Below are 12726 nucleotides of genomic sequence, written 5' to 3' on the forward strand. Positions count from 1 at the left end.
TATCATTATCTTTTATCTAGCAGAGGAGCATTATAAAAACTATATCTGTTAATTATAAAAATCCACTCAAAATCCTGGTTCAGACCTTTACCTTCTTCCACCCGCCACGTTTAAAAAAATACCATGCAACAATAGTGATCAACGTTTCAGCTACAGGTATGGATACGAATACACCTGTTGGCCCAAAATCGAAATATAAAGTGAGCAGGTACGCTAATGGTATCTGGAAAAACCAAAAGCCTGCAAGGTTTATCCACGTTGGCGTCCAGCTATCCCCGGCGCCGTTGAAAGCATTTGCCATTACCATGCCTATACCATAAAATATATAACCTGAGGCCATGATGCGCAATGCCTTTACAGCAATTTCCTTTACCGCCTCATCGTTGGTAAAAAAGCTAATAACAGGATAGGCGCCTAACAGGAATATTAATGATACAAGCCCCATAAATACACCATTATATTTTGCTGTTTTTATAACACTCTCTTCTGCACGCTGCAACTGTTTTGCGCCAAGGTTTTGGCCAACCAATGTTGCGGCGGCATTGCTCAATCCCCAGGCGGGCAGTATAAAAAATACCACCACCCGTAATGCTGTTTGATAACCTGCAGATGTTACACTGTGGCCGGTATCCGCTACCAGTCTTGCCAGCACCACCCAACTGCATGAAGCAATAATAAACTGGAACACTGCTGGCGCCGCAATATTGATAAGCGATTTGAGAATTGACCAGTCAACATTAAAATGCCTGCGTTGTATTTTAATAATGCCATCACCTTTGAATAAATAATATAACTGGTAACACACGCCAATGCCTCTTCCCGTAGTAGTTGCTATGGCTGCACCTGTTAAGCCAAGTGCCGGAACGGGGCCAAGGCCGCGGATAAGCACCGGGCAGAGAATGATATTGCAAATATTGGCAAGCCACAAACTCTTCATAGCCATTGATGCATCACCTGCACCGCGAAATATGCCATTGATAAGAAAAAGGAGCATGATAATTACAGCGCTTCCCATATCAATGCGGGCGAAGGTGGTACCTATGGCTACCGTTCTTTCATCAGCGCCCATAGCCCGCAAAATATCGTCAGCAAATACAACACCCAGTATGCTTAGTATGATGGCTATTGAACAGGCTAGCCATAATGACTGAACGGCTGAATGCGCTGCTTCATCGGCATTCTTCTCGCCTATCCGCCTTGATACTACCGCTGTTGCAGCCATGCTTAAACCAAAAGCAGCAGAATATATAATTGAAAGAACTGATTCGGTTAAACTTACAGATTGTAAAGTGTGTTCGGCATCAGGTAAATGCCCCACAAAAAACAAATCTACCAATGCAAATACACTCTCCATGCTCATTTCCAATATCATTGGTATAGCCAGCATGATGATGGCTTTGCGTAAACTGCCTTGTGTATAATCCATTTCAACACCCCTGATGGCATTGCCGGCAAGTGCCAAAAAGCCTTTTGACTTATAGGTTAGTCGTCTCAACATTTTAATTTGGTTTTAAATATTTTGTTATACTAAAATTCTCAGGCGGGCAATAAAAAACCCCGTTGGTAGCGGGGCTGTTTATAATCAGTTAGTAACAGTTGTGTTTAGCTGAAATAAGCTGCTATGCCCGCAATCGGATTGTTTACCGGGACGAAATTTATTCCCCAGGTATCATCCTTTTGTATAAATAAGCATAACATTTTCACTGTTCAATTTTTTTAGAGACGCGAAGTTGGGGATATTTTTATTACCCACAAATTTTTTTAAGAATTTTTTTAGATTTTATTTATTAGTGAAATGCTATTGTAATAACCTATATAATTAATTATAGAATTAATATTGATTGGTGCTTAGCAAAACCAATGTGCAGGCCTGCATTGGCTGTATATTATTTTCAAGTGCAAGTTCAGCCAATTCTTCGTTTTCAGCGCCGGGATTAAAGATGATCCGTTTAGGACGCAGTGAGAGAATATAATCGTAATACTGTTTTTGATTCTGGGCGTTCAAATAAAGCGTTACCGTATCCACATCTTCAACATTAATGGTTTCGTTTATTATATCAATATCATTTATCTGCCCTTTTCTTTTGCCGATAGGTATTACGGTATGCCCATGCGCTGCCAGCCTGCCGGTTGCAAGATTGCTGTATCGTGCGGGATTGGGAGATGCCCCTAATACTACAGTTTTTTTATTCATATTGAAAATTATAAATATTGTAAAAATCCGAAAAATGTTTGATGAAAGATTTGTTGTTAAACCTTTACATTTGCGGCAATTAATGGCCCTGTAGTTCAATGGATAGAATAGAAGTTTCCTAAACTTTAGATACAGGTTCGATTCCTGTCGGGGCTACTTACTTCCGGAAGGCATGTTTTAATACTTGCTTTCCGTTTTTTTTTGGTGAACCCCCGATCCTGTGAATATTCGGCCAGATGTTATAAATACCACTGCTGCAGATTGCCAACAGCGCACTTTTAAACAAGGCTTTATTAGCTTTTGAATAATCAATATTGATACCAGATTGAAGAAACAGTGAGTTTTGAAAAAAGGGCGTAACCGAAAAATGAAACGGGTAGGATAAACCCCGGGTTATATTACGGGTGCTTAATCTTATTCAATTAAATTTTTGAACTGCGTCAAAAAAAATTTCCCGCCAGGAATGGCAGGAAATTTTCAACCCTAAACCCTTAAAAAGCTAAGTTACGAACAAGTTCGCAAATATTCAAATGAAATTAGAGGAACCGGAAAGTGGTATGTCAGGCTACCGCTTTTTATTAATCGTTTTTAATCGCAAAGAATCAAGCTTGCGCAATAACGATGGCAGCGTTATATATTTTCTCCTCGCATAATGCATCATAACAAATAAAAGAGGTATAGTAAGCATGAGCAATCAATGGAAGCCCGAACCACTAAAATATTCCGGCCTAATTATCACGCAGTTTATAAGCACAATAATTAAAAAAACGGCCAGGAATAGCAGAATGTATTTTTATTTCGAGATATTATAATGCGATTTGATTAACTATACAATTACTACTCTTTCGGCAAGTAACCTGCTTTTATTTCTTCTTAAAATTTCCTGCAGCACATCCACCGATTGCGAAACGGCCCTGCGATAACCTATACTGCTTTTTTTCACATAGTGATCATAGCCGGGCACTTCCAGTCTTATCTCGCATAACCTGTTTTCATGTTTTTTGCTTGCACCTTTTCTAAGAATTACGTTCGCACGAATAATGTTATCGCATTGGTCGAATAACTTTTTTACTTTCTCTTTTATGAATGCTTCAAGATCTTTGCCTGCTTTAAAATCTACCGATTTGATAATGATGTTCATAAGATTATTTTATAGTGAAGAAATATTTCAAAAGCAATAATTAATTGCATGACTTTCAGCCTTTATTCAAAGCTAAATTGAAGTTATTAGAAAGGGGTTAAGAACAAATTAGAAAGTCATTAAATTATTTTTGACGCACATTTTCGGCAATTGGAAGCTGAATTAAAAAAGTGGTGCCTTTGTTTACGATGGAGTTAACTTTTATTTGTCCTTTATGCAATTTAATAATGCGGTATACCAGCGGCAGGCCTACGCCAAAACCTTTTGTTGATTTGCTGTCTTCACTTCTGTAAAACGGCTGAAAAATATTTTTCAGATCACTTTCAGCAATACCTTTTCCATCATCTTCAATAATAATATAAATTTCTTTAGGCTGAACGAGTAATTTTACTACTGCATGATGGTCCGTCGAATATTTGCAGGAGTTAGAAACAACATTTTTTATAGCGGAAAGTAATAGCTCGGCATTGCCAAATACCAATAACCTGTCTTCATTTTCCGGTAATTGTTCAAACTCCAGTTTCACAGAATATTCTTTATCCACTTTTGTGATCTCGCCCGGCAACTGCATCAGTATTTCATCAATTCTAATTGAATTAATTTCAATACCGCCCTTTATGCCTGATACTGTTGCAAATTCCAATAATGTTTGTGTAAGTTTAGCCAGGTTGCGCACATCCTGGTAAACGGATTGCATGATGCCGCGGTACTCTTTGGCCTCCCTGTTTCGCTGCAGCGATACTTCCAGTTGGCTTGAAATTGAAGTAAGCGGCGTGGTTAATTCATGAGACACAGAAGAAATAAACCTGCGTTGCATTTCAAAGCTTTGCTGCAAACGGTCTAATAACTCATTTAAGGTTTCTGTAAGATAATTCCATTCATCTCTCGCACTCCCGGGTTTTATCCTGTGCTCAAGATTCTGTGCTGAAATGTCTTTCACATCATCTGCAATCTTCTTTATCGGCTTCAATAATATGTTTGAAAAAACATAACCCAGTGTAAACGCGGCCAGGTTGCCGCATGCAAAAATTATCAGTAAAATAATTTTGAGATGATGCAGGTTACGCTTGCCTTCTTCATCAAATGCAGCAGCTATAATAACAGGATGATAATTAACCCCGGTATCGTACCAGGCAACGACTTCACGGTTGCCATCGGTAAAAAAATATGCTTTATCAATTCTTGCCTTGTCTAGTATGGCGGCAGTAACCCGCAAACTATCCTGTGGCATATCACTGTCAGTATATATTTTTTCATTAAAAGAATTATATACCTGTATCGTTTTATCGCGCATTGGTATCACCGTAAGTGAATCTATCTTTTTCATCAGCGCAGGGTTAAAGGCCGCGGTATCATTCAGCATGTTGGCCGTGGTTATAGCCTGGTTTGTTAAATGCGCCTTCATATTTTCCAGCCTGATGTCGTAAAAAAAATAATAAATGCTGCCGCAAAACAGCCCAAGTAATACACACAGTATGAATGTAAACAGCAAGGTTATTTTTATTCTTACATGCATCAGTGGTCCTTTAAAATATAGCCCATGCCCACATGGGTTTGAATTAATTTATGTTCAAATTGTTTATCCACTTTATTACGCAGGTAACTTATATAAACATCAATAACATTTGTATTGGTTTCAAAATCCACATCCCACACATTAATCGCTATATCCACTCTTGAAACAACCCGGTTTTTATTTCGAAGCAGGTATTCAAGCAACTGAAATTCCTTTGCGGTAAGGTTAATTACTTTGCCGTCTCTTTTTACTTCTTTACTGTCGAGATTCATTTCAAGGTCTGCCGCTTTTAAAATATCCCCAACCGGTAAACTTTGGTTCACTGTTCGTTTTAGCAATACCCTTATTTTTAACAGGAGCTCTTTAAATTCAAAGGGCTTTACCATATAATCATCAGCACCTGATTCATATCCTTCAATCTTGTCGTTCAGCGCACTCATAGAAGTAAGCATGAGTATGGGTATTTGTTGATTTTTGGCGCGAATGGCTTTACACAAATCATAACCGTTCATGCCGGGAAGGTTTATGTCGAGAATAATAAGATTAAACTCTTTTGCGCAGAATAAATGATAACCCAGTTTTCCATCGTAAGCAACTTCAACGCTAAAGCCAATTTCATCAAGCCCGAACTTTAAAGTATCGGCAATTTTTTTTTCATCTTCAACAATCAATATTTTTCTTTCCATATATAAAAACAGCCATTATTTTAAGCAATTTACTTCTTCTCATTTTAGGCGGAGAAAATCAATCCGGTTCTAATCATATTCTAATGCGCCGTTAATGCCAGGTTAATGGCCCGTACGTAGTTTTGAAAGTTATTATTCTGGTGAAGTATTCACCCCCTGCATTGCAAAACAATTAAAAAGTTCGATATGAATACAATACAGCTAATCAATCTAAAAAACACTGTTAGCGAAAATTATTTTACCGCAAAAAATTTAAACGATGCTGATATTAGCCGCCATGAAATAAACGATGCAACTAACCGTAGAAATAACAATAAGCTTAATGCGGACGTTCTTATTGATTACATTATTAAAACGCATCATGCTTTTGCGAAAAAAAGTACAATTGCCATTTATAACCTCACGCAAAAAGTTGCATATCGTCACAGTGAAAAACATGTAGAATTAAAAAAGTTTAACGAAACCGCCTTTCTTTTCTTTCACCATTTGTTAAATCAAATGTTGAAAGAAGAGCAGTCCTTGTTTCCCTATGTAAGGCAAATAATGAGTGAACTAAAATATCAAGGCAAAAACAATAATGCTATTATACAACCTTTAAAAGAAAAGCTGCAATTGCAGCAGGCTGAACTTCAAAAATCTTTTCATTACCTGAAAACCTTCAGGGAAATAACAAACGATTACAAAGTACCGCAGGATGCATGCAGCTATTACACATCTTTATTTGACAAGATGAAAGAACTTGAAAGCGACCTCGTTATACATTTCCATTTGGAAGCTGATATTCTTTTCGGTTTATGTAACAAGAGCTAACAAAGGATCTAAACATAAATGAAATAAAATTTAAACCGTTTTAATCTCATTACTATTAATAATTTAAACACGATTAAATGACAACACAAGCTTTATCTATTATAATAGCAGGAATAGTATTTTTCTTTTTCCTGGGTATAAAAATAGTGCGCCCCACACACAGGGGCTTAATTGAAAGACTGGGTAAATATCACAAGTTTGCTACGCCTGGCTTTCATTGGATCATTCCTTTTATAGATAAAATGTATGCGGTAAACGTAACGGAACAAATGGTGGATGCACAGCCACAGGAAATTATTACCAACGATAACCTGAATGCAAGTGTGGATGCACAGGTATATTTTAAGGTTATAGAAACAGAGGAAAGCGTAAAAAATTCGCAGTACAATGTAAATGATTACAGGCGGCAAATTGTAAACCTTGCCCGCACCACGCTCAGAAATATTATCGGAACACTCACATTAAGATCCGCAAACAGTGAGAGAGGAAAGATAAATGCGGAGTTGCACAACACGCTTAGAAACGAAACATCAAACTGGGGCATTGTAATTGTACGCACAGAATTAAAAGAAATAGACCCGCCACGGGATGTGCAGGATACAATGAACAAAGTGGTGAAAGCAGAAAACGAAAAAATAGCGGCGATTGATTATGCCACTGCAACGGAAACGGCAGCAGATGGCGTAAAACGTGCAAAGATTAAAGAAGCAGAAGGCTATAAACGCGCTAAAATATTGCATGCCGAAGGTGAAGCTGAAGCCATTATGCTGGTAAATGAAGCTGCTGACAAATACTTTACAGGCAATGCACAGTTATTAAAAAAGCTGGAAACCGTTGAGGCTTCCCTTAAATCGAATGCAAAGATTGTGGTACCAACGGGTGCTGAGCTGGTGAATATTATCGGCGATATGGCGGGCGTATTACCCATTCATACAACAAAGAATGAAAATGGGGAAAGCAAAAATACGCTGCTCTCCACACCTGTATAAATTAGCAGGTATGATGTTTAAAATAACATGAATGAAAATTGCCCTGCCGCTGATGATTGAATTTCTTAAATATTAAATTTGTATAAAATGAAGTTATTAATTGCTCTTGACAACAATACCGGCGCTCATCATATTGCTCAAGCCGGTTATAAATTAGCGGAGGCATTGCATGCGCATACCGTTTTGCTGCATGTAACTTCTAATGCAACCTATTACGCTTCCCCTAACTACTCACCTATATTGGGATACAACAATTTTAATAATGCAGAAGCTGTTCAAACAGACACAGGCGAGAAATTGAAAACGGCTGCGGAAGATTACCTGGATAATGTAAAGTGGAACCTGGGAGATAAAACTATTGAAACAGTTGTAAAGGAAGGAGACTATGCAGAAAGCATACTTGAAACAGCAAATGAAATAAAAGCAGATATGATAGTGATGGGAACGCACAGCCGCAAAGGGCTGGATAAAGTACTGCTGGGTAGCGTAGCTGAAAATGTTTTACATCATACAAACATACCGTTGTTCATTATTCCGGTAAAGCCTGCAGCGGCAGGATAATATTCAGGCACAGGCTTTATTTAATTAGCAGGCAGCGGTAATATAAACTAAACACCATGTCAAAAGATCTTTATCAAACAAAAAAATTACTCACCACTAAAAACGGAACGTTTACTTACTATAGTCTTGCAGAATTAGAAAAACAGGGGCATAATATCAGCAGGCTACCTTTTTCCATTCGTATTCTTTTAGAAAATGCACTGCGCAATTTTGATGATTTCGCGGTAACAAAAGAAAACATCGAAACCATTCTTCAATGGCAGCCGGAAGGTTCGGATAAAGATATTCCCTTTAAACCTGCCCGCGTTTTAATGCAGGATTTCACCGGCGTTCCCGCCGTGGTGGATATTGCTTCGCTGCGTGCCGAAATAGCGCGAAAGGGCAAAAATCCTGATGAAATAAACCCCTTAATTCCTGTTGATCTTGTGATTGACCACTCGGTGCAGGTTGATTATTTTGGAACTGAATACGCTTATAACCGTAATATGGATGAAGAGTATAAGCGTAACCAGGAACGCTACCAGTTTCTTAAATGGGCGCAAAAATCATTTACCAATTTCAGCGTGGTGCCGCCGGGTATGGGCATTTGCCACCAGGTAAATCTCGAATACCTTTCAAAAGGTATAATAGAGCGCAACGGTGAAATTTTTCCTGATACATTAGTGGGCACCGATAGCCACACACCCATGGTAAACGGTATTGGCGTAGTGGCGTGGGGCGTGGGTGGTATTGAAGCGGAAGCCGCCATTTTAGGGCAGCCTATTTATTTTATAACGCCGCAGGTGATTGGGCTAAAATTAACCGGCAGGTTGCCACTGGGTTCCACCGCAACAGACCTGGTACTTTCTATTGCTGAACTTTTAAGGAAATATGGCGTGGTTGGAAAATTTGTAGAAGTGTTCGGCCCGGGGCTCGACAATCTTTCTGTTCCCGACAGGGCCACAATTGGCAATATGTCACCTGAATTTGGCTGCACCATCACCTATTTCCCGGTAGATGATAAAACCCTGGAATATATGCGCAGGAGTAACCGTTCGGAAGAACAGGTGAAACTGGTAGAAGATTACTGCAAAGCGAATATGCTTTGGCGCACCGGTACTGAAGACATTCATTACACGGATATTATAAACCTGGATATTTCAACAATAGAACCTTCGGTTGCCGGGCCAAAACGCCCGCAGGACAAAATTTTATTAAAAAATTTCAAATCAAAATTTATAAGCCTTTTAGATGAAACCTATGGCCGCAAATACACAGAAGATAAACAATTAAGCCGGTGGATGGCTGAAGGTGGCAGCCAGCCTGTAACGCAACCAAAAACCGAATTAACGCCCGAACCGGAAATTGAAGAAACTGTTGTAAACGGAATGAAGAATGTATGGGTAACCATTGGCGAAGAAAGTTTTATGCTTTCGGATGGCGCCGTAGCTATTGCTGCCATTACATCATGCACCAATACTTCCAACCCTTTTGTAATGGTAGGTGCTGGCTTGGTGGCGAGAAAAGCAAGGGAACATGGATTGAAAACAAAACCCTGGGTAAAAACTTCGTTGGCGCCCGGCTCCAAAGTGGTAACAGATTATCTTGAAAAAGCTGATTTGTTAGACGACCTGGAAGCCATGCAGTTTCATACAGTGGGTTATGGCTGCACCTCCTGCATTGGCAACTCCGGTCCTTTGCCCACTTTTGTTGCCAAAGCCGTGGAAGAACATGATGTTGTAGTAGCCTCCGTTCTTTCCGGCAACCGCAATTTTGAAGCAAGGATTCATCCCCAGGTAAAAATGAATTTTTTAATGTCGCCAATGCTGGTGGTAGCATATGCTATTGCGGGCCGGGTGGATGTGGATTTAATAAATGAACCCATAAGTTTTGACCCGAACCAGCAGCCTGTTTATTTAAAAGATATATGGCCTGCTGATGATGAGATAAATGAGTTAATGCGCAGTGTGCTTTCTCCAAATGACTTTGCAAAAAATTATGCAGAAATTTTTGAAGGCAATGATATATGGAGAAACCTTGATGTGCCGGATGAAAGGTTATACCAGTGGGATGAAAATTCCACTTACATCAAGGAAGTTCCTTTTTTTTATAATATTTCTGATGATGCACCACCTTTAAATAATATCCATGATGCAAGGGCTTTATTGGTGCTGGGCGATAGCATTACAACAGATCATATTTCGCCAGCCGGGCAGTTTAATGAATCTTCTTCCGCAGGTAAATATTTAATAAGCCGCGGTGTAAAAAGAGAGAATTTTAATTCGTATGGTTCAAGAAGAGGAAATGATGAGGTAATGGTACGCGGCACTTTTGCCAATGTGCGCATAAAAAATAAACTGGCGCAGAAAGAAGGCAGCTTTACAAAATATTTTCCCACCGGCGAGGAACTTTCTGTATATGATGCCTCCATAAAATATAAACAAACACAAACGCCGTTAGTGGTGCTGGCTGGTAAAGAATATGGCAGCGGTTCATCAAGGGACTGGGCGGCGAAAGGCGCATTCCTGCTGGGTATTAAAGCCGTACTTGCAGAAAGTTATGAACGTATACACAGGAGCAACCTGGTAGGAATGGGCGTTTTACCACTTCAATATAAACCAGCCGATACGGCAGAAAGTTTAGGCCTTAACGGCAATGAAGTATTTACTATATCGGGCATTGCTGAAGACATAAAGCCGCTAAAAAAAGTGCAGGTAATTGCTAAAAAAGAAGATGGCAGCGAAATTAAATTTGAAGCAATTGCCCGGGTAGATTCAAAAATAGAAATAGAGTATTACAGAAACGGTGGAATATTACAATATGTATTAAGACAATTTTTAAAAAAAACAAGCTAATCACTTAAACAAATTATATCCTTCTTCCCAATGATTACATATTTAATAAGATTAGAAGAATAATTTCTAATCTTATTCTAATGTTCCCTTAATGCCGGGTTAATACCCGGTACCTAATTTTGAATAAATGTAACAGGTATGTAAGGCCGGTAGCTTTTTATTACAGGTGCCGGATTTTTCATCTATAAAACTATAACGAAGCGTCCAAGCCATGACAAGCATTAAAAAATATTTTCAATATATCTTCTGCCGGCAATTCTTGCCCAGGGTGCTGTCATGCTATACCTGTATTTCTTACATAGGTAATCAACGATTGCCTTATTACCCAAATTTTAAGGACTTTAATAAGTAATCCCCCGCTCTGGTTTAAATACAGACCCGGGGGTGGGTTTTGTATTTTTTTAATCATAAAAACTTATTATTATGTCCGGCAAACGAAAAATTGTTTCGGCAAGCAATATTATTATAGCCTTACTTGTATTTGTCAATGTTATCATCTTACAGGCCGCTTTTATTGGAAATGAAAAATGGTATTGGGCGCTTGCCATAAGCCTGCCATTGTTAGTACTGGCTATTTTAAATATCCGTCAAAAAAAACATGCGATTTTACGCAACTTTCCCGTGATAGGGTATTTGCGTTATCTTCTTGAATCAATACGGCCGGAGATAAGACAATACTTTTTTGAATCGGAGCTGGACGGAAAACCTTTTAGCCGCCGGCAGCGGTCCATCGTTTACCAGAGAGCAAAAAATGAAAAAGAAACGGTAGCTTTTGGTATGCAGGCAGACCCTAATGCGCCCGGTTTTGAGTGGGCTGCACATTCGGCGTATCCAAAAACTTTGCATGAAAAAGATTTGACGGTATTGATTGGCAACCAATACTGTCTGCAACCTTACAGGGCAAGCATTTATAATATTGGTGCAATGAGTTATGGCGCCCTCAGCAAAACAGCCATTATGGCCCTGAATAAGGGCGCAAAACTGGGTGGCTTTGCCCATAATACAGGAGAAGGTGGCATAAGCGAATATCATCTTGGTGGTGGCGATCTCATTTGGCAAATCGGTACAGGTTATTTTGGGTGCCGCAATGAAAAGGGAGAATTCCATCCACGTGCATTCCGCAAAAATGCATTGCGCCCACAGGTAAAAATGATTGAGCTAAAATTATCGCAGGGTGCCAAGCCCGGCCATGGCGGCATTCTGCCTGCATCAAAAAATACAGAAGAAATAGCTGCCATAAGACAGGTGCAGCCTCATACCGTGGTGCATTCGCCCGCAGCGCATTCGGCATTTAATACGCCGGAAGGAATGGTGCAGTTTCTTCAATTACTCAGGGAATTATCAGATGGCAAACCGGTTGGCTTCAAAATATGTATTGGCGATAAGCAGGAATTTATTGATATCTGCCAGGCCATAAAAAACTCCGGTTGTATTCCTGATTTTATTTCAGTTGATGGCGGTGAAGGCGGCACCGGCGCTGCCCCGTTAGAATTTACCGATCACCTGGGTATGCCGTTATACGAAGCCCTCGCTTTTGTAAAGCGGGCATTGGATGAATACGGCTTGTCAGGCAACATTAAAATAATTGCCGCGGGTAAAATAATTACGGCATTCGATATACTTAAGGCAATAGGGCTTGGCGCTTCTGCCTGTTACAGCGCAAGAGGAATGATGTTTGCGTTGGGCTGCATACAGGCATTAATATGCGATTCGGGTAAATGTCCTGTTGGCGTAGCCACACAAAACCCGGCTTTATATAAAGGCCTCGATCCTGCTGACAAAGGCGTGCGGGTTTTCAATTATCACTTAAATACCATTAAAGCAACTAAAGAACTGATGGGCGCCTGCGGATTTGCACGCATTGAAAGCGTTCATGCTGCAAAGTTTTTTAGGAGAACAGACGCTCAAACAACCAGGAGCTTCGAAGAAATATATTTCAACAAAATAAACGAGTTTAAACAACAACAAAATTTTGAGCCACAATTAAATTAAAAA

Annotated in this window: 10 protein-coding genes and 1 tRNA gene; 6 read left to right on the plus strand and 5 right to left on the minus strand. The window is 39.5% G+C overall.

The genetic code is table 11. From position 1 onward, the window contains the following. Nucleotides 1-79 precede the first annotated feature (79 nt). Together ACTHN6_RS05040 and ACTHN6_RS05045 are read right to left on the minus strand one after the other, a co-directional pair. Nucleotides 80-1498 (minus strand): MATE family efflux transporter, encoded by a 1419-nt coding sequence (locus tag ACTHN6_RS05040; protein WP_440434631.1) that lies wholly within the window; start codon nucleotides 1496-1498, stop codon nucleotides 80-82. A 333-nt stretch (nucleotides 1499-1831) separates the two neighbouring features. Further along, nucleotides 1832-2194 carry a CoA-binding protein gene (locus ACTHN6_RS05045; RefSeq protein WP_440434632.1) on the minus strand — a complete coding sequence of 121 codons (363 nt, stop codon included), beginning with the start codon at nucleotides 2192-2194 and terminating at the stop codon, nucleotides 1832-1834. An 84-nt stretch (nucleotides 2195-2278) separates the two neighbouring features. Here ACTHN6_RS05045 and ACTHN6_RS05050 point away from each other — a divergent pair. Further along, nucleotides 2279-2350 (plus strand) — tRNA-Arg (locus ACTHN6_RS05050). Nucleotides 2351-3020: 670 nt separating this feature from the next. On the opposite strand, the gene ACTHN6_RS05055 is transcribed toward ACTHN6_RS05050, so the two are convergent. The 3 genes from ACTHN6_RS05055 to ACTHN6_RS05065 all read right to left on the minus strand — a co-directional run bounded on the left by ACTHN6_RS05055 (nucleotide 3021) and on the right by ACTHN6_RS05065 (nucleotide 5537). Next, entirely contained in the window at nucleotides 3021-3335 is a 315-nt protein-coding gene (locus tag ACTHN6_RS05055; protein WP_440434633.1) for an HPF/RaiA family ribosome-associated protein, read from the minus strand. Between the two features lie 124 nt (nucleotides 3336-3459). Further along, a complete protein-coding gene (locus tag ACTHN6_RS05060) occupies nucleotides 3460-4851 on the minus strand; it encodes a HAMP domain-containing sensor histidine kinase (RefSeq protein ID WP_440434634.1) in 1392 nt (463 codons plus the stop codon). Next, nucleotides 4851-5537, minus strand: a complete 687-nt coding sequence (locus ACTHN6_RS05065) for a response regulator transcription factor (protein ID WP_440434635.1) — start codon at nucleotides 5535-5537, stop codon at nucleotides 4851-4853. The genes ACTHN6_RS05060 and ACTHN6_RS05065 overlap by 1 nt, the downstream gene beginning before the upstream one ends. Before the next feature lie 186 nt (nucleotides 5538-5723). On the opposite strand from ACTHN6_RS05065, the gene ACTHN6_RS05070 reads away from it, so the two are divergent. From ACTHN6_RS05070 to ACTHN6_RS05090, 5 genes are all read left to right on the plus strand, one after another. Further along, a complete protein-coding gene (locus ACTHN6_RS05070; protein ID WP_440434636.1) occupies nucleotides 5724-6347 on the plus strand; it encodes a hypothetical protein in 624 nt (207 codons plus the stop codon). Between the two features lie 77 nt (nucleotides 6348-6424). Next, nucleotides 6425-7336 (plus strand): SPFH domain-containing protein, encoded by a 912-nt coding sequence (locus ACTHN6_RS05075; protein WP_440434637.1) that lies wholly within the window; start codon nucleotides 6425-6427, stop codon nucleotides 7334-7336. 87 nt (nucleotides 7337-7423) lie between these two features. Then, nucleotides 7424-7897, plus strand: a complete 474-nt coding sequence (locus ACTHN6_RS05080; protein WP_440434638.1) for a universal stress protein — start codon at nucleotides 7424-7426, stop codon at nucleotides 7895-7897. 56 nt (nucleotides 7898-7953) lie between these two features. Further along, complete coding sequence (gene acnA, locus ACTHN6_RS05085; RefSeq protein ID WP_440434639.1) at nucleotides 7954-10731, plus strand: aconitate hydratase AcnA; 2778 nt, start codon at nucleotides 7954-7956, stop codon at nucleotides 10729-10731. Between the two features lie 423 nt (nucleotides 10732-11154). Then, nucleotides 11155-12723 (plus strand): FMN-binding glutamate synthase family protein, encoded by a 1569-nt coding sequence (locus ACTHN6_RS05090; RefSeq protein ID WP_440434640.1) that lies wholly within the window; start codon nucleotides 11155-11157, stop codon nucleotides 12721-12723. Nucleotides 12724-12726 lie beyond the last annotated feature (3 nt).

It is taken from the genome of Parafilimonas sp. (genome assembly GCF_051953455.1).
In the GTDB taxonomy this organism is placed as follows: Bacteria; Bacteroidota; Bacteroidia; order Chitinophagales; family Chitinophagaceae; genus Parafilimonas.